Origin of the sequence: Micromonospora sp. LOL_021 (genome assembly GCF_048060215.1) — a bacterium.
GTDB lineage: Bacteria > Actinomycetota > Actinomycetes > Mycobacteriales > Micromonosporaceae > Micromonospora_E.
The window spans coordinates 39,144-60,730 of the sequence record NZ_JBHMIN010000031.1 but is presented as its reverse complement, the minus strand read 5'-3'; the positions used below and the strand labels follow the sequence as shown (position 1 = coordinate 60,730).

The window sequence follows — 21,587 nt, the reverse complement described above, 5'->3', positions numbered from 1 at the left end:
CGCAGAGACATGATCATGTCTCTGCGGCATCGGGGCCCGCGACGGTATGCGTGGGTGCGGCCGACCTTGACGGTGTCGACCGCTCAGCGCTTGACGTGCTCCGGGAAGCGGGCGATCTGCGCGAACTCGTCGGCGTCCAGGCTGGCGCCGCCGATCAACGCGCCGTCGACGTCGACCTCGGCCATGATCGCGGCGATGTTCGCCGCCTTGACCGAGCCGCCGTACAGGATCCGGGTCTGGTCGGCGGTGGCCTGGTCGTAGGACTCGGCCAGCCGGGCCCGGATCGCGCCGCACACCTCCTGCGCGTCGGCCGGGGTGGCGGTCTTACCGGTGCCGATCGCCCAAACCGGCTCGTACGCGATGACCACCTTGACCACCTGCTCGGCGGTCAGCCCGGCCAGCGCGGCGTCGACCTGGTCGCGGCAGTGCGCGACGTGACCGCCGGCCTCCCGCACGTCCAGGCCCTCACCGACGCACAGGATCGGGGTGATCCCGTTGGCCAGCGCGGCGGCCACCTTGGCCTTGACCACCGCGTCGTCCTCGTTGTGGTACGCCCGCCGCTCGGAGTGGCCGACGGTGACGTACTGGCAGCCCAGCTTCGCCAGCATCGCCCCGGAGATGTCACCGGTGTAGGCACCGGAGACGTGCGGCGACAGGTCCTGCGCGCCGTAGCCGATGGCCAGCTTGTCGCCGTCGATCAGCGTCTGCACGCTGCGCAGCGCGGTGAACGGCGGCAGCACCGCCACCTCGACGTCGGTCAGCTGCTGCTCGTTCAGGCTGAACGCCAGCTTCTGGACCAGCGCGATGGCTTCCAGGTGGTTGAGGTTCATCTTCCAGTTGCCGGCCATCAGCGGCCGGCGGGCAACGGTCTCAGGCACTGCTCTCACTTCTCCAGGGCGGCGATGCCGGGCAGGGTCTTGCCCTCCAGGTACTCCAGCGAGGCGCCCCCGCCGGTCGAGATGTGCCCGAAGGCGGACTCGTCGAGGCCGAGGGTGCGCACCGCGGCCGCCGAGTCGCCGCCGCCGACGACGGTGAAGCCGTCGACCTTGGTGATCGCCTCGGCGACGCCCCGGGTGCCGGCGGCGAACGGCGCCAGCTCGAACACGCCCATCGGGCCGTTCCAGAACACCGTCCGGGCCCCGGCGAGGGTCTCGGCGAACGCGGCGACGCTGCGCGGGCCGATGTCCAGGCCGAGCCGGTCGGCCGGGATCGCGGCGGCGTCGACCACGTCGTGGTCGGCGTCGGCGGCGAACGCGGTGGCGGCCACCACGTCCACCGGCAGCACGATCTTGCCGGCGGCCCGCTCCAGCAGGTCGCGGCAGGTGTCGACCATCTCGGCCTCCAGCAGCGACTTGCCGACCTCGTGACCCTGGGCCTTGAGGAAGGTGAAGCACATGCCGCCGCCGACCAGCAGCTTGTCCACGGTCGGCAGCAGCGCCTCGATGACGGCCAGCTTGTCGGAGACCTTCGACCCGCCGAGCACCACCACGTACGGCCGCTCCGGCGCGCCGGTCAGCTTGCCGAGCACCTCGACCTCACGGTGCACCAGCTTGCCGGCGACGTGCGGCAGCCGCGCCGGTACGTCGTACACGCTGGCGTGCTTGCGGTGCACGGCGCCGAACGCGTCGTCGACGTACGCGTCGGCGAACGCCGCCAGCTGGTCGGCGAAGGCACCCCGCTCATCGGCGTCCTTGCTGGTCTCCCCCGGGTTGAACCGCAGGTTCTCCAGCAGTGCGACCTGGCCGCCGGTCAGGCCGGCGACGGTGGCCTGCGCCGAGGTACCGACGGTGTCGGTGGCGAACGCGACCGGCGTGCCGAGTAGCTCGCCGAGCCGGGCGGCGACCGGGGCCAGGGTGTACTTCGGGTCCGGAGCGCCCTTGGGCCGGCCCAGGTGGGAACAGACCACCACGGCCGCGCCGGCGTCACGCAGCGCGGTCAGGGTGGGCAGCACCGCCCGGATCCGGCCGTCGTCGGCGATGACCCCCGGGTTGTCCTTCTCGAACGGGACGTTCAGGTCGGCGCGCAGCAGCACGCGCCGACCCGACACACCCTCGGCGAGAAGGTCGTCGAGAGTGGTTACCTGGCTCACAGGGACGCGCCCACCAGCTTGACCAGGTCTACCAGGCGGTTGGAGTAGCCCCACTCGTTGTCGTACCAGCCGACGACCTTGACCTGGTCGCCGATCACCTTGGTCAGGCCGGCGTCGAAGATGCACGACGCCGGGTCGGTGACGATGTCGGCCGACACGATCGGGTCCTCGGTGTAGGTGAGGATGCCGGCCAGCGGACCCTGCGCGGCGGCCTTGACCGCGGCGTTGACCTCTTCGACGGTGGTCTCCCGGCCGACGGTGACGGTCAGGTCGGTGGCCGAGCCGGTCGGGATCGGCACCCGCAGCGCGTAGCCGTCCAGCTTGCCCTTGAGCTCCGGCAGCACCAGGCCGATCGCCTTGGCGGCGCCGGTCGAGGTCGGCACGATGTTCAGCGCGGCGGCGCGGGCCCGACGCAGATCCTTGTGCGGGCCGTCCTGCAGGTTCTGGTCCTGGGTGTACGCGTGGATGGTGGTCATCAGGCCGCGCTCGATGCCGAACGTGTCCTGCAGCACCTTCGCCATCGGGGCGAGGCAGTTGGTGGTGCAGGAGGCGTTCGAGATGATCGTGTGCTTCGCCGGGTCGTACTGGCCGTCGTTGACGCCGAGCACGACGGTGAAGTCCTCGTTCTTGGCCGGGGCCGAGATGATCACCTTCTTGGCGCCGCCGTCGACGTGCGCCTTGGCCTTGGTGGCGTCGGTGAAGAAGCCGGTCGACTCGATCACCACGTCGGCACCGAGCTCGCCCCACGGCAGCTTGGCCGGGTCGCGCTCGGCGAGCGCCTTGATGGTCTGCCCACCGACGGTGATCTCGTCACCGCTGGCCTTCACCTCGTGCGGCAGCCGGCCCAGGATGCTGTCGTACTTGAGCAGGTGCGCGGTGGTCGCGGTGTCACCCAGGTCGTTGAAGGCGACGATCTGGATGTCCGCGCCGGAGGCGAGCACCGCCCGCGTGAAGTTACGGCCGATACGGCCGAAGCCGTTGATGCCAACCCGGATGGTCACAGGTCCCATCTCCTTGCTTCTCGCCCGTCCGGGCCGGAGCCGGACGGATTGGTGTGCGCCGACCGCGTGGCGGGCCGGGCGCCGATCAGATGATCCGGCTGGTCACGCCGCAGCCGTACGTGGCTCGGGCGGGACACCCGAGGCGGTGGTCGCGGCGGGAGAGCCGGGTGCCGGCCCCGTCGCCGTACACTGCGACCCTATCCGAGAAGCCCGTGCCGTGTTGCGCCGGGGCGTCCGGTCACCCTGGTTCGCACCTGGTGTTCACCCGACGAGCATCTCCGCCGTCACCGCGTCCTCGGTGTCCGGAATGCCGAGATCGCGGGCCCGCTTGTCGGCCAGCGCCAGCAGCCGGCGGATCCGCCCGGCGATCGCGTCCTTGGTCAGCGGCGGGTCGGCCAACGCGCCCAGCTCCTCCAGCGACGCCTGGCGGTGCTCCAGCCGCAGCCGGCCCGCCGACGTCAGATGCCGGGGGGCGTCGTCGGCGAGGATCTCCAACGCCCGGGTCACCCGGGCAGCGGCGGCCACCGCCGCCCGGGCCGAGCGGCGCAAGTTGGCGTCGTCGAAGTTGGCCAGCCGGTTCGCGGTGGCCCGCACCTCCCGGCGTACCCGCCGCTCCTCCCAGGTCAGCACGCTGGAGTGCGCGCCGATCCGGGTGAGCAGCGCGGCGATCGCGTCACCGTCCTTGACCACCACCCGGTCGACGCCGCGCACCTCGCGCGCCTTGGCGGCGATCCCCAGCCGCCGGGCGGCGCCGACCAGCGCCAGCGCCGACTCCGGCCCCGGGCAGGTGATCTCCAACGCGCTGGACCGGCCCGGCTCGGTCAACGACCCGTGCGACATGAACGCCCCACGCCAGGCCGACACGGCGCAGCAGACGTTCGCCGACACCAGGTGCGGGGGCAGACCGCGCACCGGCCGGCCCCGAACGTCCAGCAGGCCGGTCTGCCGGGCCAACGCCTCACCGTCCTTGACGACCCGGATGATGAAGTGGTTGCCCTTGCGCAGCCCGCTCGGGCTCAGCACGTGAATTTCGCTCGAGTAGCCGTAGACGTCGGCCACCTCCCGGCGCAGCCGCCGGGCGACCGCGTTGGTGTCCAGCTCAGCTTCGACGACGACCCGGCCGGCGACGATGTGCAGTCCGCCGGAGAAGCGCAGCAACGCGGCCATCTCAGCCCGACGGCAGCACGGCTTGGGCACGTCGACCCGGCTCAGCTCGTCCTTGACGGCAGCGGTCATCGCCATAGTCATTCACCTCACGGGGGCCGGTTAGACGGCGGGTACCGATACGTACGTGCTTAACGAGCGGACCCCAGGACAGGCACCAGGGCGGCACCCAACGCGACCGGATCGTGCCGGGGGCTGCCGTCGGCGACCGCCAACGGGGCGAGCGTCAAACACGCACCCAGCGATTCTGCCGCACGGGCCGCCGGGTCGGGATCGCCGACCGCCGTACCGTCGGCGAGCACCGTGTCGACCTGCAGCTGCGGCAGGTACCAGCTGAGCGCGGCGAGGTGGTCGGCGACCGACAGCCCGAGGGTCTCCTTCTCCGCCGCCAGGTTCAGGGTGACCAGCCGCCGGGCCGGGCTGGCCACGATCGCGGCGGCCAGGTCCGGCACCAGCAGATGCGGGATGACGCTGGTGTACCAGCTGCCCGGCCCGAAGATCAGCCAGTCGGCGTCGCGCACCGCCGAAAGCACCGGCCGGCAGGCGGCCGGTGCTTTCGGCTGCAGCCGCACCGATTCGACCCGGCCCCGGGTGACCGCCACCGCGTGCTGGCCCCGGATGGTGACCACGTCGGTCGGCCGGCGCGGGTCGCCACCGCGCACGTCGGCTTCGATCGACACCGGCTCGCAGGACATCGGCAGCACCCGGCCGGTCGCGCCGAGCAGCCGGCCGACGTGGTCGAGGGCGGCGACCGGGTCGCCGAGCAGCTCCATCAGCCCGCAGAGCACCAGGTTGCCGACCGCGTGCCCGGTGAGCGGATCGGGTCGGTCGGTCGCCGGCGCCTCCCCCGGCACCGGCACGAACCGGTGCTGGAACAACTCGGCGGTCAACTGGTCGGCCGGCGCCGGCCCGGCCAGCGCGGCGAGCGCCTGACGCAGATCGCCGGGGGGCAGCGCGCCCCGGTCGGCCCGCAGCCGGCCACTCGACCCACCGTCGTCACCGACCGTGACCACTGCGGTGAGGTCCAGCGCCAGCTCGGCACCGGCGTGACGCAGGCCACGCAGCGAGGCGGCCAGCCCGTGCCCGCCGCCGAAGGCCACCACCCGCAGTACGCTCACTCGCGCCCCAGGTCACGGTGCTGGGCGTTGACCGACAGCCGAGCCTGACGCAGCCGTACGGCGAGCTCCTCGGCGATCGCCACGCTGCGGTGCTTGCCGCCGGTGCAGCCGACCGCGACGGTCAGATAGCGTTTGCCCTCCCGCTCGAACCCGGCGGTGGTGGCGTTGACCAGCTCGGCGTAGTTGCGGACGAAGTCGTCGGCGCCTTCCTGGCTGAGCACGTACCCGCTGACCGACGCCTCCCGGCCGGTGTACTCGCGCAGGTCCGGCACCCAGTACGGGTTGGGCAGGAACCGCGCGTCGATCACGAAGTCGGCGTCCGGCGGTAGCCCGTACTTGAAGCCGAACGACAGCACGGTGATCCGCAGCCGGCGGGCGTCCTCGCCGCCGAACAGCTCCTCGACCCGGCGCCGGAGCTGGTTCTCGTTCAGATGGCTGGTGTCAATGATCACGTCGGCCTGGTCGCGGGCCTCGGCGAGCAGGTCCCGCTCGGCGGCGATGCCGTCGGCCAGCCGGCCGTCGCCCTGCAGCGGATGCGAACGCCGGACACTTTCGAACCGGCGGATCAGCACGTCGGCTGCGGCGTCGACGAAGACCACCCGGGGCTGGTAGCCGCGTTCCTTGAGGGCGCGGATCGCGCCGACCAGGTCGGTGGAGAAGGCGCGGCTTCGCACGTCCAGCACCATCGCGGTCCGCCGGGCCGCCCCGCCGGCCCGCATCGCCAGCTCGGCCATGTCGAGCAGCAACGCCTGCGGCAGGTTGTCCACCACGTAGTAGCCGACGTTTTCCAGGGCCCGGGCCACCGTGCTGCGTCCGCCCCCGGACACGCCGGTCACCACGACCAGCCGGGCCTCGTTCTGGTCGGCCGAGGTGCCGGTCGGTTCGCCGTCGTGCACGGCGCTGCCGGCCAGGTCGTCGACCGCCGCGACGCTGGCCGGTGTGTCGTCGGCCGGCCGGGTGATGTCCTCGCCCGGGTTCAGGCTGTTCTGCCTCACGGTCCTCCTGCCTCGGGTACGCGGCGCGCCAAGTGCGCGCAGGTCGGCACCACAGATGGGATTCTAGGTGCGATCCGCGCCGTCATCCGGCGACCCGGCGAGCGCAGCGACGATCGTCTCCGCGGTCCGTCGTCCGATGCCGGGCACCTCGGTGATCTCGTCGACGGTCGCCGAGGCGATCCGCCGGATCGAGCCGAAGTGCCGCAGCAGCGCTTTGCGGCGGGTCTCGCCGAGCCCGGGCACCTGGTCCAGCCCGGAGGCGGTCATCCGCTTTGACCGGCGCTGCCGGTGATAGGTGATCGCGAACCGGTGAGCCTCGTCGCGGATCCGCTGCAGCAGGTACAGCCCTTCGGAGGTGCGCGGCAGGATCACCGGGTAGTCGTCGCCGGGCAGCCACACCTCCTCCAGCCGCTTGGCCAGCCCGCACAGCGCCACGTCGTCGACGCCGAGCTCGGCCAGTACCGTCGCGGCGGCCTGCGCCTGCGGCGCGCCGCCGTCGACCACGACCAACTGCGGCGGGTACGCGAACCGGCGTGGCCGCCCGGTCTGCGGGTCGACACCCGCCGGCGGCTGCCCCACGTCCACCGACGGCTGCGGCGATGCCCCGTCCGGGGTCGCCTGCGACGGCGCCCCGGCCGCCGGCTCCTGCGGCAGCGGTTCGTCGGCGGGCTGGCGGTGGCGGGCGAAGCGTCTGCGCAGCACCTCGCTCATCGCGGACAGGTCGTCGGTCGCGCCGCGGACCGCGAACCGGCGGTACTCGGCCTTGCGGGGCAGCCCGTCCTCGAACACCACCAGGCTGGCCACCACATCGGTGCCCTGGATCTGCGACACGTCGAAACACTCGATACGCAGCGGCGCGGCGGCAAGCCCCAGCGCCTCGGCGATCTCCTCCAACGCCTGGCTGCGGGTGGTCAGGTCACTGGCCCGGCGCAGCTTGTGCCGGGTCAACGCCTCGCCGGCGTTGCGGGCGACGGTCTCCATCAGGGCACGCTTGTCGCCGCGCTGCGGCACCCGCAGCGTCACCCGGCTGCCCCGGCGGGCGGTCAGCCAGTCGGCGAGCGCCGGAGCGTCGGCCGGCAGCTCGGGCACCAGCAACTCGCGGGGCACGTCGGTCTCGCCCTGCTCGGGGCCGTACACCTGGGTGCAGAAGTGGTGCACCAGGTCGGCGGTGGTCAGCTGCTCGACCTTCTCCACCACCCAGCCGCGCTGACCGCGTACCCGGCCGCCGCGGACGTGGAATACCTGCACCGCCGCTTCGAGCGGGTCCTCGGCGAAGGCGACCACGTCGGCGTCGGTGCCGTCTCCGAGCACGACGGTCTGCTTCTCCATCGCCTTGCGCAGCGCCGCAACGTCGTCACGCAGCCGGGCGGCCCGTTCGAACTCCAACGCCTCGGCGGCGTCGTGCATGTCCCGCTCCAACCGGCGCACCATGGTGTCGGTGCGCCCGGCCATGAAGTCGCAGAACTCGTCGACGATCGCCCGGTGCCCGGCGGGGTCGACCCGGCCGACGCACGGCGCCGAGCACTTGCCGATGTCGCCGAGCAGACACGGCCGCCCGACCTGGCCGGCCTGCCGGAACACCCCGGCCGAGCAGGTCCGCGCCGGGAAGACCCGCAGCAGCAGGTCAAGGGTCTCGCGGATCGCCCAGGCGTGCGAGTACGGCCCGAAGTAACGCACCCCTTTGCGTTTCGCCCCGCGCATCACCTGCAGCCGGGGAAACTCCTCGTCCAGCGTCACCGCCAGGTACGGGTAGGACTTGTCGTCCCGGTAGCGGACGTTGAACCGGGGGTCGTACTCCTTGATCCAGAGGTACTCCAGCTGCAGCGCCTCGACCTCGCTGCCGACGGTCACCCAGTCGACCGACGCGGCGGTAGTGACCATCTGCTGGGTGCGCTGGTGCAGCTGCCACAGGTCGCCGAAGTAGGAGTTGAGCCGGCTGCGCAGGCTCTTGGCCTTGCCGACGTAGATGACCCGCCCGGTGGGATCACGGAACCGGTAGACCCCCGGCGAGTCCGGGATGGTGCCGGGGGCAGGGCGGTAGCTGGACGGATCTGGCATCGCCGTCAGCGTAGTCGAGGGCTGCGACAGCTCCAGTCGTCCGCGTCCGCGTGGGCGGAGCGCACCCGGCGGACGCGGACGACCGGACCCGTCAGGCCACCGAGATGGTCTCGCCGTCGACGGTGACGGTCTTCTCCTCCAGCGGCGCCGACGCCGGGCCGGAGAGCACCGAGCCGTCGGAGATGGAGAAACTGCTGAAGTGGCAGGTGCAGTTGATGGTGCCACCGTCGAGGTTGGCCACCGGGCAGCCCTGGTGGGTGCAGACATTGCTGAACGCCTTGAACTCGCCCTCAGCGGGCTGGGTGACCACGACGCCCTGGGCGGCGAGGATGATACCGCTGCCGACCGGCACCTGGCTGGTGGTCAGCCCGTCACCGCCGGTTCCGGTGTCGCCGCTGTCGTCCGTGCCGGCGGACTGGCCGGCGTCGATCGGCGCGTTGGCACCGTCGCCCAGGCTGTCGTCGGTACTGGTGCCGCAGGCGGCGAGCGCCACGGTCGCTCCGACCCCGCCCGCGCCGATCAGCAGCGCCCGGCGGCTGGTCGGACCAGCGTCGGTCGTCGTCTGGTGCTCAGTCATTCAGCTTGCCTCCTGTCAGTTGCCACGGCTGGTCGTCCGTGGCCACGCCAGTAGAAACGGCGACGCGTCACAAACGGTTCATCCCGGTATGACGGCAGGACCATGATCTATGAGCAGCCGTAGACGCCGCTGTACGGCAGCTGTGTCAATGCTGTGCGACGGCTTCGGCCGCCCGTCGCCCGCCGGAACCACGCTTGGCCCGGCTCGACGCGCTGTTGGTCCGGCCGGGCGTACCGTTGGCCTTCGCGGCCCGCGCGGACGCGGCGGCGGCCCCGCCGGCGTCGCCGGTGCGGCCCAGGACCGGGCGCAGGAACGCCCCGGTGTGGCTCTCGGCGACCTCGGCGACCTCCTCCGGCGTACCGGCGGCGACCACGGTGCCGCCCCGGTGCCCGCCCTCCGGCCCCATGTCGATCAGCCAGTCTGCGGTCTTGATCACGTCGAGGTTGTGCTCGATGACCACCACGGTGTTGCCCTTGTCGACCAGGCCGGCCAGCACGGTCAGCAGCTTGCGGATGTCCTCGAAGTGCAGCCCGGTGGTCGGCTCGTCGAGCACGTAGACGGTCCGGCCCGTGGAGCGCTTCTGCAGCTCGGAGGCGAGCTTGACGCGCTGTGCCTCGCCGCCGGACAGGGTCGGCGCCGGCTGGCCGAGCCGCACGTATCCCAGCCCCACGTCGACCAGGGTCTTCAGGTGCCGGTGGATCGCCGGGATGGCCTCGAAGAAGTCGGCCGCCTCCTCGATCGGCATCTGCAGGATCTCGGCGATGGTCCGGCCCTTGTAGTGGACCTCGAGGGTCTCCCGGTTGTACCGGTCGCCCTTACACACCTCGCACGGCACGTAGACGTCCGGCAGGAAGTTCATCTCGATCTTGATGGTGCCGTCGCCCGAGCACGCCTCGCACCGGCCGCCCTTGACGTTGAACGAGAACCGTCCCGGACCGTAGCCGCGCACCTTGGCCTCGGTCGTCTCGGCGAACAACCGGCGGACGTGGTCGAACACCCCGGTGTAGGTCGCCGGGTTCGACCGTGGGGTCCGGCCGATTGGCGACTGGTCGACGCCGACGACCTTGTCCACGTGGTCCAGCCCGGTGATCCGGGTGTGCCGGCCGGGCACCAGCCGGGCGTTGTTGATCTGGTTGGCCAGTACGGTGTAGAGGATGTCGTTGACCAGCGTCGACTTGCCGGAGCCGCTGACCCCGGTGACCGCGATCAGCTGGCCGAGCGGAAACGTGACGGTCAGGTTGCGCAGGTTGTGCTCGCGGGCGCCGTGCACCACCAGTTCGCGGCCGGCTGTCGCCGGCCGCCGGGTGACCGGCACCGGGATGGCCCTGCGGCCGGACAGGTACGCCCCGGTCAGCGACTCGTCGCTGGTCAGCAGCGCGTCGACCGGCCCGCTGTGCACGATCCGGCCGCCGTGCTCACCGGCGCCCGGCCCGATGTCGACGATCCAGTCGGCGGTCCGGATGGTGTCCTCGTCGTGCTCGACGACGATCAGCGTGTTGCCCAGGCCGCGCAGCCGCACCAGGGTCTCGATCAGCCGGTGGTTGTCCCGTTGGTGCAGCCCGATCGACGGCTCGTCCAGCACGTACAGCACCCCGACCAGGCCGGAGCCGATCTGGGTGGCGAGCCGGATCCGCTGCGCCTCGCCGCCGGAGAGGGTGCCGGCCGGGCGGTCTAGCGACAGGTAGTCCAGGCCGACGTCGACCAGGAACCGCAGCCGGGCGTTGATCTCCTTGAGCACCCGCTCGGCGATCATCTTCTGCCGGTCGGTGAGCACCAGCCCGCCCAGCAGGTCGGCGCACTCACCGACGGACAGCCCGGTCACCTCGGCGATGTTGCGTCCGGCCACGGTGACCGCGAGCACCTCGGGCTTGAGCCGGGCGCCGCCGCACGACCCGCACGGCACGTCCCGCATGTAGCCCTCGTACTTCTCCCGGGACCACTCCGACTCGGTGTCGGTGTGCCGCCGCTCGATCCACTGCACCACGCCCTCGAAGCCGGTGTAGTAGGACCGCTCCCGGCCGTACTTGTTGCGGTAGCGGACGTGCACCTGGTCGTCGGAGCCGTACAGGATGGTCTTCTGCGCCCGGCTGGGCAGCTTGCGCCACGGGGTGTCCAGGTCGAAGTGCTCCGCCTCGCCGAGCGCGGCGAGCAGCCGGGCGAAGTACTCCTGGGTCTGCCCGCCGGACCACGGCTGAATGGCGCCGTCGCGCAGCGACCGCTCCACGTCCGGGACGACCAGCTCCGCGTCAACCTCCTTCTTGGTCCCCAGACCGACACACTCCGGGCAGGCACCGTACGGCGCGTTGAACGAGAAGACCCGCGGCTCCAGGTCCTCGATCGCCAGCGGATGGTCGTTCGGGCAGGCCAGGTGCTCGGAGAAGCGCCGCTCGCGGGCCGGGTCGTCCTCGGCGAGGTCGACGAAGTCGAGCAGCACGATGCCACCGGTGAGGCCGAGCGCCGACTCCACCGAGTCGGTCAGCCGCCGCCGGGCGCTCTGCTTGACGGTGAGCCGGTCGACGACCACCTCGATGGTGTGCTTCTCCTGCTTCTTGAGCTTCGGCGGCTCGGTCAACGGGTGGACCACCCCGTCGACCCGGGCCCGGGCATACCCCTTGGCCTGCAGGTCGGCGAAGAGGTCGAGGTACTCGCCCTTGCGGCCGCGCACCACCGGGGCGAGCACCATGAACCGGGTGCCCTCGGGCATGGCCAGCACCCGGTCGACGATCTGCTGCGGGGTCTGCCGGGAGATCCGCTCGCCGCAGACCGGGCAGTGCGGCTCGCCGACCCGGGCGAAGAGCAGCCGCAGGTAGTCGTAGACCTCGGTGATGGTGCCGACCGTCGACCGCGGGTTGCGCGAGGTCGACTTCTGGTCGATGGAGACCGCCGGTGACAACCCTTCGATGAAGTCGACGTCCGGCTTGTCCATCTGGCCGAGGAACTGCCGGGCGTACGACGACAGCGACTCGACGTACCGCCGCTGCCCCTCGGCGAAGATGGTGTCGAACGCGAGGCTCGACTTGCCCGAGCCGGACAGCCCGGTGAACACGATGAGCGCGTCACGTGGCAGGTCAAGGCTGACGTCGCGGAGGTTGTGCTCACGCGCGCCACGGATGATCAATCGGTCGGCCACGGTCCGCCTGCTCCCGTAGAGGCTCACAAGGGTGGGTGTTGTCGGGTGTCTGAATCGTCACGTTTGTCGCTTCCGGCCAGTGGTCTGTAGCCGACCTGGCCGACGCCCCGGCAACTGTAGCCCCAGGCTCCGACAACTCTGCCCGACACACGTCGTCACCCGATCGGGGTATCCCGGCACCGGTCCCGCCAATACCGCCCGGGCGGGCCGGATCGGCCGGCATACTGCACATACTGGTCAAGTCACCCATTGACCTGGCGTGGAGCAGGGGGTTCCTCCACGTGTCAGCGGGCCGGCCCGTCCGATCGGGGGGTGGGACGGGTCGGCCCCCGCTGCCATCCGGCCAGCAGGACCGACCAAGCCGGCAATGTCGGGTTGGTCAGCGGCGACGTAGCCTCTGATCCCATGTCCGACGCGGTCTCCGACCCCACGGTCGAAGCGAACGCTACGCCCGATGCGAGAGTCATGCTCGATACGGAACTCAAATCCGACACGGTCGTACCCGAAACCGACGGGTCGCCGCCCGGCACGACGGGGCAGCCGCCCTCCCGCCGCCGTGGCGGCCGCTGGCTGCGACTCGCCCTGCTCGTCGCAGGGCTGTCGCTGCTCCTGGTGGTCGGCGGCACCGCCACCGCCGGATGGCTGTACGCCCGATCCGTCGAGTCGCACGTCGAAAAGTTGGAGATCTTCACCGCACTGCCCGAGGCGCAACGCCCGGTCAAGGCCGTCGAGCAGGCGAGGAACTTTCTGATCGTCGGCAGCGACTCGCGGGATCCGGACACTTCCGGTTCCCGCACCGACACGATCATCCTGGCGCACCTGCCGGCCGACCGCAGCGGCGTACAGATGATCTCCATCCCCCGGGACACCTGGGTCCGGGTGCCGGACCCGGACGGCGGCGACGGCCGCCAGGACAAGATCAATTCCGCGTACGCGACCGGCGGGACGCCGCTGCTGGTGCAGACCGTGGAGGCGTTCACCGGAGTCCGGATCGACCACGTGGTGCTCATCGACTTCGCCGGCTTCGCCGAGATCATCGACGCCGTCGGCGGAATCGAACTCGCCGTCGACGAGTCGTTCACCTCGGTCCACCCGCCGTACCGGCAGTTCACCGCCGGACTGCAGCAGATGGACGGCGACACCGCGCTGGACTACGCCCGGCAGCGCAAACAGTTCGCCGACGGCGACTTCACCCGGGTACGGCACCAGCAGGAGATCATCGCGGCGGTGCTGGACCAGGCCAGCAGCAGCGGGCTGCTCACCAGCCCGGGCCAGCTGGACGACTTCCTGCGCGCCACCGCCGACGCGGTCACCGTGGACGAGGGCACCTCGGTGTTCGACACGGTGTGGGCGCTGCGGCAGCTACGCAGCACCGACCTGACCATGCTCACCTCGCCGTCGGCGGGCACCGGCCAGCAGGCCGGGCAGAGTGTCGTCTTCCCCGACGAGGCGGCCGCAGCAGACCTGTACGCGGCGGTCCGTGGCGACACCGTCGACGACTGGCTGCGCGAACACCCGACCGGCCGCTGATCCGGCGTCACCGCTGCCGGTAACGTGCCCGGTTGTCCTTCGAGATCTGCTTCCACCTGGCCCGCTCGGCGGCGGCCAGCCGCGCGTCCCGGCGACGCATCTCGTGCGCGACCTCCCGCTGCAGGCGCTGCCAACTCTCCCAGCGGCGCACCGGCAGGTCGCCCGACTCGATCGCGGCACGCACCGCGCAGCCCGGCTCACCGCTGTGCGCGCAGTCGGCGAACCGGCAGGCGGCGGCGAGCTCGGCCACGTCGGAGAACGCCTCGTCCAGGCCGTCGGCGGAGTCCAGCAGACCCACCGCCCGTACCCCCGGGGTGTCCAGCACCGCCCCGCCGCCCGGGATCGGGATCAGCGCCCGGTAGGTGGTGGTGTGCCGGCCCTTGCCGTCAACCCGACGGATGGCCTGCACCCCCATCACCTCGGTGCCGGCCAGGGCGTTGACCAGCGTCGACTTGCCCGCCCCGGACGGCCCCAACAGTCCCAGAGTGCGACCGGGCGCCACGAGCCGGGACACCTCGTCGATGCCGTCACCGCGTTGCGCGCTGACCGTGATCACCGGTACGCCCGGTGCCACGGCGGACACCTGGTCGCCCACCGCCGCCGGGTCGGCCACCGCGTCACACTTGGTCAGCAGGACCACCGGCTCGGCGCCGGACTCCCAGGCCAACGCCAGGAAGCGTTCGATGCGGCCCAGGTCGGGTGCCGGGTGCATCGGTTCGACGACGGCGGCGGTGTCGACGTTGGCGGCGAGCACCTGCCCGGTGGAGTCCTTGTCGGCGGTACGGCGTACCAGCGCGGTCCGCCGGGGCAGCACCTGCTCGACGGTGGTCCGGTCGTCCGGCCAGGTCCGCACCGTCACCCAGTCGCCAGCGCAGGGCAGGGCCACCGGGTCGGACGCGGCAGCGGTGAGGAGCGCGCCGGCGACGCTGGCCCGCATCGGTCCGTCGGACACCAGCACGGTGCACACCCCGCGGTCCACCCGGGCCACCCGGCCGGGCTGATGATCGGTGTCGAGAGCCGGCAGGGCACGGTCGTGGAATGCGTCCCAGCCGAGGGACGCCAGATCGAACGTCATTGAGAACCCTTGTCAGGTCGTGGGGCGTCCGCCGGCCGGACCGGCCGGACGACCCCGGGGGGAAGAATGGGCGGACGAACCGCAGGGGACAGTCACGGTCGTCACCACCTCCCTTCCAGAGAGCTCTGCCTGACGCGTCACGGCAACGGTAGCCTTCTCCCGGCAACCGGGGAAAGCCAATTCCGCCCAGCCGCGACCAGCAGGAGGTTCCCGTGTCCTACCAGGGAGATGTCACCGTCGGCGGCGCGCCGGACGTCCGGGAGCTGACCGGGCTGACCATCACCAAGGTCGCGGTCGGGCCGATGGACAACAACGCCTACCTGCTGCGCTGCACCAGCACCGGCGAGCAGGTGCTGATCGACGCGGCGAACGAGGCGCCCCGGCTGCTGGAGCTGATCGGTCCGGCCGGGCTCGCCGCCGTGGTCACCACCCACCAGCACATGGACCACTGGGTCGCGCTGGAGGAGGTGGCCGCCGCGACCGGGGCCGCCGCGCTCGCCCACCCGGCCGACGCCGACGGGCTGCCCCTGGTCACCGCCACCATCGCCGACGGCGACCGGGTCGCGGTCGGCGACTGCGAGCTGGAGGTCGTCCACCTGGTCGGGCACACGCCCGGCTCGGTCGCCCTGCTCTACCGGGATCCGCACGGGGTGGCGCACCTGTTCACCGGCGACGCGTTGTTCCCCGGCGGGGTCGGGGCCACCCGCGGTGACCGGCGCAACTTCACCTCACTGATCGACGACGTCGAGCACAAGCTGTTCGACCGGCTGCCCGACGACACCTGGTTCTACCCGGGTCACGGGAAGGACTCCACGCTCGGTGCCGAACGCCCCGCGCTGCCGCAGTGGCGGGCCCGTGGCTGGTGACCCGTCACCGGCGACGCGGCGACAGTCAGATCGTGCGGCGACCGCCGGTCACAGCGAGCACCTCACCGGTGGTGTAGCTGGACTCCTGCGACGCGAAGAAGACGAACGACGGGGCCAGTTCCGCCGGCTGCGCCGGCCGGCCAATCGGCGACGTGGTGCCGAACTTGCCCACTGCCTCCGGCGGCATGGTCGCCGGGATCAACGGCGTCCAGACCGGCCCGGGCGCCACCGAGTTGACCCGGATCCCCTGGTCGACCAGGTTCGCCGCCAGCCCTTTGGTGAAGTTGACGATGCCCGCCTTGGTGGTCGCGTAGTCCAGCAACGACGGTGACGGATCGAACGCCTGGATCGACGACGTGTTGATGATGCTGGACCCCGGCGGCATGTGCGGCACGGCTGCCTTGCAGATCCAGAACAACGCGTACAGGTTGGTCTTCAGCACCCGGTCGAACTGCTCGGTGGAGATCTCCGCGATCCCCTTCTCCTGCGCCATCTGGTATCCGGCGTTGTTGACCAGGATGTCGATGCCGCCGAGCTCCTCGACGGCGCGTCGCACCAGCTCGACGCACTGATGCTCGGTAGTGATGTCGCCGGGCACCGGCACCGCCCGCCGGCCGGCCGACTCGACCAGCCGGACCGTCTCCCGGGCGTCGCGCTCCTCCTGCGGCAGGTACGACAGGACGACGTCGGCGCCTTCCCGGGCGAACGCGAGCGCCACCGCGCGGCCGATCCCCGAGTCCCCGCCGGTGATCACCGCCCGCCGGTCGGTCAACCTGCCGGAGCCGTGGTAACTCTCCTCGCCGTGGTCCGGCGGCGGATCCATCCTGGCGCCGGTGCCCGGCGGTGGCTGCTTCTGCACCGGCTGCCCCCGCCGCTGACCGTACTGCTCCGTCGGATCCTGCCGGATGTGCTGGTCGGCCATGATCGTTCGCTCCTCACGGTACGGGCGCAACAGGTGTGAACACCGCAGCCGTACCCACACCACGCCGGACCGAAACCGTCCGCCGATCCCCGGCACCGGCGTCCACCGTCCGGCAGGTTTGAGCCACCCGCCGGCGGGCAGCCGTCGTTTCGGCATCAGCAGACCCGGCTCGCCACGGCCGGCCGGGACAGGACGGGCGGGCGCGACCGGATGAACATACGGGACGAGACGGACACCGCTGGCGCGATCCGGGCGGCACCGACCCTCGGACCGCCCCGGCTCTGGCCGCTGGCCGTGCTGACCGTCGGGGCGACCCTGCTGGCGGCCACCGGCGCGCTGCCCCGCTGGCCCGGCCTCGCGCACCTGGTCGCCCTGCCCCCGGTCGACCTGTACACCGACCTGCGGCTGCTGCTGACCAGAGCGCCGTCCCGGCCGTGGTTCGCCGCCGGGCTGATCGGGGCGTTGGCGGTACGGGTGAGCGTGCTGGCGCTGATGCTCGGCGGGCTGGACCGGCAACGGTTACGTCTGGCCGCCACCGTCTACCTCACCGTGCTGCCGGTCCTGCTGTTCGCTGCCGAGGCCACCTACATCGCCGCCGCGGTCCTCTACTCCCGGCTGTTCTGGGCAGGCGTCGGGTTGTTGGCTCTGGTCGTGGTCGTCGTCGTTGCGCTGCCGTGGCAGGGCACGACGCGACTGCGCCAGGCCTGGCCACGCGCCTGGCGCCACGGGCTGCGGGTCGAGGTGACCGTGCCGTACGCGGCCGCCCTGATCGGCCTCGGCGTGCTCGCCGAACAGGTCCCGGCACTGCGGCTGGTCGCCGTGCCGGTCTCCGGGGCGTTGACCGCAGTCGCGGTCCGACTGCTCGCCCGCCCGGCCCCGGCGTACCCCCGGCTGCGACTCGCCAGCGCCACCATGCTGTTCCTGGTCGCGACCGCCGTGTTCATCGCCACCAGGTCGGTGCCGGTCACCGACCCGGCCGCACCACGCGCCGGCTCCATCCTGCTGATGAGCGGGATCAACTCCGCCTCCGGCCGGGGCACCATCTTCGGCACCCGCACCGACGTCCTCGGCTACACCTGCGCGCAGACGTTCTACTTCTCCTACGCCGGCCCCGGCGACGGCCAGCCGCAGGGCCGGGCCCGCTGCCCGATCCGCACCGGCGCCCCGTACCACCGGGCGGACACCCAGCGGCCGTTCGCCGAACAGGTCGCCATCTTCGCCGCCCAGGTCCGGGACCTGCCCCGCCCGCTGGTCGTCGCCGCCCACTCGCACGCGGTGTGGGTGGCCTGGGATGCGTTGGCCGGCGGAGCCACCACCCAGGTGGACGAGCTGATCCTGATCGGGCCGTTCCCGGACAGCCCGGCCGGCTACCTCCCACCGGGTCGCGACGGGCCCGGTCGGGTCGGCAGCGACCTGTTCCGGCTGCTGGTGCCGATCTCCGACCGGGTTGACTTCCACTTCGAACCGGACGCCCCGGCCGCCCGGGAACTGCTCGCCCCGGCCAACGGCGGCGCCACCGTACTGACCGATCCGCTGCCACCACCGGTGCGGGCGGTCGCGGTCACGTCGGCGACCGACCTGCCGCTGATGCCGGACGGCTGGCGGCTGCCGGTCGCCCGCAACGTCTGCCCGGTCCGCGAGGCGCATCCCTACCTGCCGGACACCCCGGCGTTCTACCACGAAGTCAACCGGTTCCTCGACGACGAACCGCCACTGCCCTGCCCACCGTGGCGGGACTGGGGCCGGCCGATGGCGCTGCCGTTCGGCGTACCCCCAATGAACTGACCGCTGCCCACCGAGACCGGGAGGAAACCCGTGGCCAGACACCTCGACGAAAAAGTCGTCGTCGTCACCGGCGCGTCCAGCGGAACCGGCCGGGCCTGCGCCCGCCGCTTCGCCGCCGCCGGCGCCACCCTGGTGCTGCTGGCCCGCCGCCGGGACGCGCTGGAGACGGTGGCGACCGAGTGCCGCGGGCGGGGCGGACAGGTGCTGGTCGTTCCGCTCGACGTGACCGACGCCGACGCCGTCGCCGACGCCGCCCGGCAGGCCGTCGCCCGATTCGGCCGGATCGACGTCTGGATCAACAACGCGGGGGTCAACCTGCACGGCGCGGTCGAGGAGACCCCCGCACAGCTGTGGCATCAGGTGGTGCGGACCAACCTGTTCGGCACCTATCACGGCATCCGCGCCGCCCTGCCGTGGTTGCGGGACCAGGGACACGGGATCCTGATCTCCGTCTCCTCGGTGCACGGCTGGGCACCGACGCCACAGCAGAGCGCGTACGCGGCGAGCGCGCACGCCGTCAGGGCGCTGAGCGACTGCACCCGGCAGGAGGTCCGCGACGTGCCCGGGATCGCGGTGTGCACGGTGCTGGCGGGGCCGGTGGACACCCCGATGTGGCGCTCCGCCGCCAACTGGACCGGCCGGCGGGTGGTGCCGCCGGCCCACCCCTGCCACCCCGACGAGGTGGCCAGGGTCGTCGTCAAGCTGGTCCGCAGCCCTCGCCGGGAGGTGCACGTCGGGCCCGGTGCCCGGCTCGGGGTGCTCGCCGCCCGGCTGCTGCCGGCGCTGACCGGGCGGTCCCGCGCCCGGACCGCGCGACGGACCCAGGTCGCCGACGGCCCCGTCGGCTACACCGCCGGCAACCTGCTGCGACCCATGCCACTCGGTGCCCGGGTCGACAGCGGCCGGAGTCCGGCGTACCCCGCCTCGCGTGGTGCCCGATGAGTCCGCTGCTGACGCCGTCGCCGCCCGGCTCGCCAACGCCGCAGCCGGCCACCCGGCAGGTCGAGGTGCCGGCCCCACCGAGTTGGCGGGTCCGGGCCGGCGCGCCCATGGACGCCGGGTGGACGATCACCAGCCTGTGCTGGGACCGATCGGTGGTGCCGGCGACGCAGGGCCCGAACCGGCCGCCGACACCGGCCGGCCCAGTGCCGGCCGACCTGGTACCGACCCACCGCCGGCCGCCGATCGTGCTGGTGCACGGGCTCGGAGTCGCCGCCGGACTCTGCGTACCGGTGGCGGGCCGACTCGCCGCCACCGGCACCGTCCTGGCCCCGGACCTGCCCGGCTGCGGCCGCAGCAGCAAACCGGATCCGGTGCCCGGCGTCGCCGAACTCGGCACCGCCGTGGCCAGTTGGCTGCCAGCGGTGGTCACCGCCCCGGCCGTACTGGTCGGCGTGTCGCTCGGTTGTCAGGTGGTGCTGGAGACCGCCGCCCAGGCCCCCGACTGGGTGTCGGCGGTGGTGCTGGCCAGCCCCACGGTGGATCCGGGTCGCCGCGCGTGGCGCAGCCAGCTGTGGCGCTGGCAGGCCGAGCAGACCACCCAGTCCGTCCGGCTCAAACGGATCCAGCTGACCGACTACCGCCGGGCAGGTGTGGGGCGGGTGCTGCGGACCTTCTCGGCGGCGCTGGCCGACCGGCCCGAGGACAAGATCCGACGGGTCGGCGCGCCGGTGCTGGTGTGCCGGGGCACCCGCGACCCGCTGGTGTCCGACCAGTGGGTCGCCGACCTGCGCCGGCAGGCACCCGATGCCCGGCTGTGCCGACTGCCCGGCGTGGTGCACGCGATGAGCCACGACAACCCGGCCGAGTTCGCCCGGGTGATCCACGGATTCCTCGACGAGTTCACGACGACCGGTGGAGGTGTCGACGGTGCCCGCGCCCGCGTTCCTGGCTAGCTTCGACTCGGCCTCGGCGATGCTGCTGGCCACTGCCGCGTACCTACGGGGTGAGTCGTTTCCCGCACTGGGGCGGTCGACGCTGTTGAAGCCGCTGGTGAGGGCGACCGATCTGCTGCCGGGCCGGGCCAGGGAGAAGGCGTTCATCGTCGGCGGGCTGACCGAGGCGGTACGGGCCGCGAAAATGGGCCGCATCGACGTGGCGGAGGTTTCCCGGTGGGTGACGCGGAAGTACCCGCAGCGCCGCTATCCGGCGGTGGCGGTCGGTTCGTCCAGCGGCGCGCTGGTGCACCTGTGGGCGGCGCTGGGAGTGCCGTGGCTGCCGCAGACCTTCTTCATCCCGGTCGCCCAGCGGGTGCACCCGGACGATCCGACGACCGCGTTGCGCAAAGGCCTGAAGCCGGGTCGGGCGCTGCTCGACGCCAACCCGGACATCCAGCTGCACCACATGCACGACGCCAACCAGGACCGGCTGATGGTGCGGGCGCTGACCTACTTCCGGTTCAAGCGGCGCACCCTGGGCGCGGAGTACGAGGCGTTCCTCCGGGAGCGGCTGGCGCCCGGCGGGACGATCATCATCGCCGACTGCCGCACGCAGTGGCGGACCACCGCCGTCGGTGAACGGCATGTGTTCCAGCACGGTGCGGTCGGCGGTGCCACCCAGAACGAGTTCCACCGGGGTGGCCCTCGAGTGGCGGCGTACCTGCACCGCTACGGCTCCCCGGTACGCCGGTGGGTCGGCCCGGAACCGGACAGCGTCAGTCCGGAGGCGGAGTGGGGTTTCGCCCCGGAACTGGCCGAAGACATCGACCGGTTCGCCGCCGAGAACGGCTACCAGGTCCGGCGGATCGTGTTCGACCGGCCGTCGGCGCCGTCGTCGATGGTCGCCGACCTCTACCAGTGGTGGTACCGGCAGCGGCGCATCCCGGCGCGCCGGCTGCTGATCGAGTCGTTCATCGTGCTCGACCCCTGGTGGACGTTGCGGACCGGCTCGGTGCCCTACTGGATGACGTTCACCATGGATCCGAGCCTGCATGACGTCGAACGCTACCTGGACGAGCGGGAACCGTACGCCGACATCCACCTGGCGCTGTTCCAGAACGGCGTGCCGAACGCGGTCGGCTGGCCGCCGCCCGAGCGGTGGCAGGCGGTGCTCGACCGGGCCACCCGCAGCGGGCGCTACCTTGGCCGGAACCTGGCGGACTTCCCCTGTGAGATGTCGCTGTACGCGCGTTACGACGAGGCGTTGCAGGCGATCCCGGCCCGGTATCCGATGCCGGGTCAGCTGACCCTCGCCCAGTTCGACGACTTCTGGCGGCAGTCCGGCGGGTACCCGGGCGTCAGCTGGGAGTCCTTGACACCGGCAGGATGAGGCCCGGGCC

The 21,587-nt window shown here is 72.1% G+C and carries 17 protein-coding genes; 6 read left to right on the top strand and 11 right to left on the bottom strand.

Going from position 1 to position 21,587, the window contains the following annotated elements:
* Positions 1–83: 83 nt before the first annotated feature.
* From tpiA to uvrA, 9 genes are all read right to left on the bottom strand, one after another.
* The gene (gene tpiA / locus ACFHWT_RS20135) at positions 84–848 is read right to left on the bottom strand and encodes a triose-phosphate isomerase (protein WP_416596243.1); all 765 of its coding nucleotides are present in this window, start codon (positions 846–848) and stop codon (positions 84–86) included.
* A gap of 35 nt (positions 849–883) precedes the next feature.
* Positions 884–2,089 (bottom strand): phosphoglycerate kinase, encoded by a 1,206-nt coding sequence (locus ACFHWT_RS20130; protein ID WP_416596218.1) that lies wholly within the window; start codon positions 2,087–2,089, stop codon positions 884–886.
* Positions 2,086–3,090, bottom strand: a complete 1,005-nt coding sequence (gene gap, locus ACFHWT_RS20125) for a type I glyceraldehyde-3-phosphate dehydrogenase (protein WP_278169959.1) — start codon at positions 3,088–3,090, stop codon at positions 2,086–2,088. Before gap ends, ACFHWT_RS20130 begins: the two co-directional genes overlap by 4 nt.
* A 261-nt stretch (positions 3,091–3,351) precedes the next feature.
* Entirely contained in the window at positions 3,352–4,332 is a 981-nt protein-coding gene (gene whiA / locus ACFHWT_RS20120; RefSeq protein WP_123602428.1) for a DNA-binding protein WhiA, read from the bottom strand.
* A 53-nt stretch (positions 4,333–4,385) separates the two neighbouring features.
* Positions 4,386–5,372, bottom strand: a complete 987-nt coding sequence (locus ACFHWT_RS20115; protein ID WP_416596217.1) for a gluconeogenesis factor YvcK family protein — start codon at positions 5,370–5,372, stop codon at positions 4,386–4,388.
* On the bottom strand, positions 5,369–6,268 hold the full coding sequence (gene rapZ, locus ACFHWT_RS20110) for an RNase adapter RapZ (protein ID WP_416596241.1): 900 nt from the start codon (positions 6,266–6,268) through the stop codon (positions 5,369–5,371). The genes ACFHWT_RS20115 and rapZ overlap by 4 nt, the downstream gene beginning before the upstream one ends.
* Before the next feature lie 162 nt (positions 6,269–6,430).
* A complete protein-coding gene (gene uvrC / locus ACFHWT_RS20105; protein WP_416596216.1) occupies positions 6,431–8,425 on the bottom strand; it encodes an excinuclease ABC subunit UvrC in 1,995 nt (664 codons plus the stop codon).
* Between the two features lie 91 nt (positions 8,426–8,516).
* Positions 8,517–9,002 (bottom strand): Rieske (2Fe-2S) protein, encoded by a 486-nt coding sequence (locus tag ACFHWT_RS20100; protein WP_416596215.1) that lies wholly within the window; start codon positions 9,000–9,002, stop codon positions 8,517–8,519.
* A gap of 145 nt (positions 9,003–9,147) precedes the next feature.
* Complete coding sequence (gene uvrA, locus ACFHWT_RS20095; protein ID WP_416596214.1) at positions 9,148–12,132, bottom strand: excinuclease ABC subunit UvrA; 2,985 nt, start codon at positions 12,130–12,132, stop codon at positions 9,148–9,150.
* 465 nt (positions 12,133–12,597) lie between these two features.
* Here uvrA and ACFHWT_RS20090 point away from each other — a divergent pair, with 465 nt between their 5' ends.
* Positions 12,598–13,662: an LCP family protein gene (locus ACFHWT_RS20090; RefSeq protein ID WP_416596213.1), complete on the top strand. Its 1,065-nt coding sequence runs from the start codon at positions 12,598–12,600 to the stop codon at positions 13,660–13,662.
* Between the two features lie 7 nt (positions 13,663–13,669).
* Here the strand turns inward: ACFHWT_RS20090 and rsgA are convergent, their stop codons facing one another.
* On the bottom strand, positions 13,670–14,737 hold the full coding sequence (gene rsgA, locus ACFHWT_RS20085) for a ribosome small subunit-dependent GTPase A (protein WP_416596212.1): 1,068 nt from the start codon (positions 14,735–14,737) through the stop codon (positions 13,670–13,672).
* Between the two features lie 212 nt (positions 14,738–14,949).
* Here rsgA and ACFHWT_RS20080 point away from each other — a divergent pair, with 212 nt between their 5' ends.
* Positions 14,950–15,603, top strand: a complete 654-nt coding sequence (locus ACFHWT_RS20080; RefSeq protein WP_416596211.1) for an MBL fold metallo-hydrolase — start codon at positions 14,950–14,952, stop codon at positions 15,601–15,603.
* Between the two features lie 25 nt (positions 15,604–15,628).
* Here ACFHWT_RS20080 and ACFHWT_RS20075 read toward each other — a convergent pair whose 3' ends face one another.
* Positions 15,629–16,525, bottom strand: coding sequence for an SDR family oxidoreductase (locus tag ACFHWT_RS20075; RefSeq protein WP_416596210.1), 897 nt, complete (start codon positions 16,523–16,525; stop codon positions 15,629–15,631).
* A gap of 210 nt (positions 16,526–16,735) precedes the next feature.
* On the opposite strand from ACFHWT_RS20075, the gene ACFHWT_RS20070 reads away from it, so the two are divergent.
* From ACFHWT_RS20070 to ACFHWT_RS20055, 4 genes are read left to right on the top strand one after another with little or no spacing between them, the layout of a single operon-like run.
* A complete protein-coding gene (locus ACFHWT_RS20070; RefSeq protein ID WP_416596209.1) occupies positions 16,736–18,310 on the top strand; it encodes a hypothetical protein in 1,575 nt (524 codons plus the stop codon).
* Between the two features lie 30 nt (positions 18,311–18,340).
* A complete protein-coding gene (locus tag ACFHWT_RS20065; RefSeq protein WP_416596208.1) occupies positions 18,341–19,252 on the top strand; it encodes an SDR family NAD(P)-dependent oxidoreductase in 912 nt (303 codons plus the stop codon).
* Positions 19,249–20,205 (top strand): alpha/beta fold hydrolase, encoded by a 957-nt coding sequence (locus ACFHWT_RS20060; protein ID WP_416596207.1) that lies wholly within the window; start codon positions 19,249–19,251, stop codon positions 20,203–20,205. Before ACFHWT_RS20065 ends, ACFHWT_RS20060 begins: the two co-directional genes overlap by 4 nt.
* On the top strand, positions 20,180–21,577 hold the full coding sequence (locus tag ACFHWT_RS20055) for a hypothetical protein (RefSeq protein WP_416596206.1): 1,398 nt from the start codon (positions 20,180–20,182) through the stop codon (positions 21,575–21,577). Before ACFHWT_RS20060 ends, ACFHWT_RS20055 begins: the two co-directional genes overlap by 26 nt.
* Positions 21,578–21,587: the final 10 nt, after the last annotated feature.

Excerpts from the sequence above, each read along its gene's own strand:
- ACFHWT_RS20060 (WP_416596207.1), top strand. The coding sequence starts at position 19,249 with ATGAGTCCGCTGCTGACGCCGTCGCCGCCCGGCTCGCCAACGCCGCAG.
- tpiA (WP_416596243.1), bottom strand. The coding sequence starts at position 848 with ATGGCCGGCAACTGGAAGATGAACCTCAACCACCTGGAAGCCATCGCG.
- ACFHWT_RS20070 (WP_416596209.1), top strand. The coding sequence starts at position 16,736 with ATGAACATACGGGACGAGACGGACACCGCTGGCGCGATCCGGGCGGCA.
- rsgA (WP_416596212.1), bottom strand. The coding sequence starts at position 14,737 with ATGACGTTCGATCTGGCGTCCCTCGGCTGGGACGCATTCCACGACCGT.
- ACFHWT_RS20090 (WP_416596213.1), top strand. The coding sequence starts at position 12,598 with ATGCTCGATACGGAACTCAAATCCGACACGGTCGTACCCGAAACCGAC.
- ACFHWT_RS20075 (WP_416596210.1), bottom strand. The coding sequence starts at position 16,525 with ATGGCCGACCAGCACATCCGGCAGGATCCGACGGAGCAGTACGGTCAG.
- ACFHWT_RS20100 (WP_416596215.1), bottom strand. The coding sequence starts at position 9,002 with ATGACTGAGCACCAGACGACGACCGACGCTGGTCCGACCAGCCGCCGG.
- uvrC (WP_416596216.1), bottom strand. The coding sequence starts at position 8,425 with ATGCCAGATCCGTCCAGCTACCGCCCTGCCCCCGGCACCATCCCGGAC.
- whiA (WP_123602428.1), bottom strand. The coding sequence starts at position 4,332 with ATGGCGATGACCGCTGCCGTCAAGGACGAGCTGAGCCGGGTCGACGTG.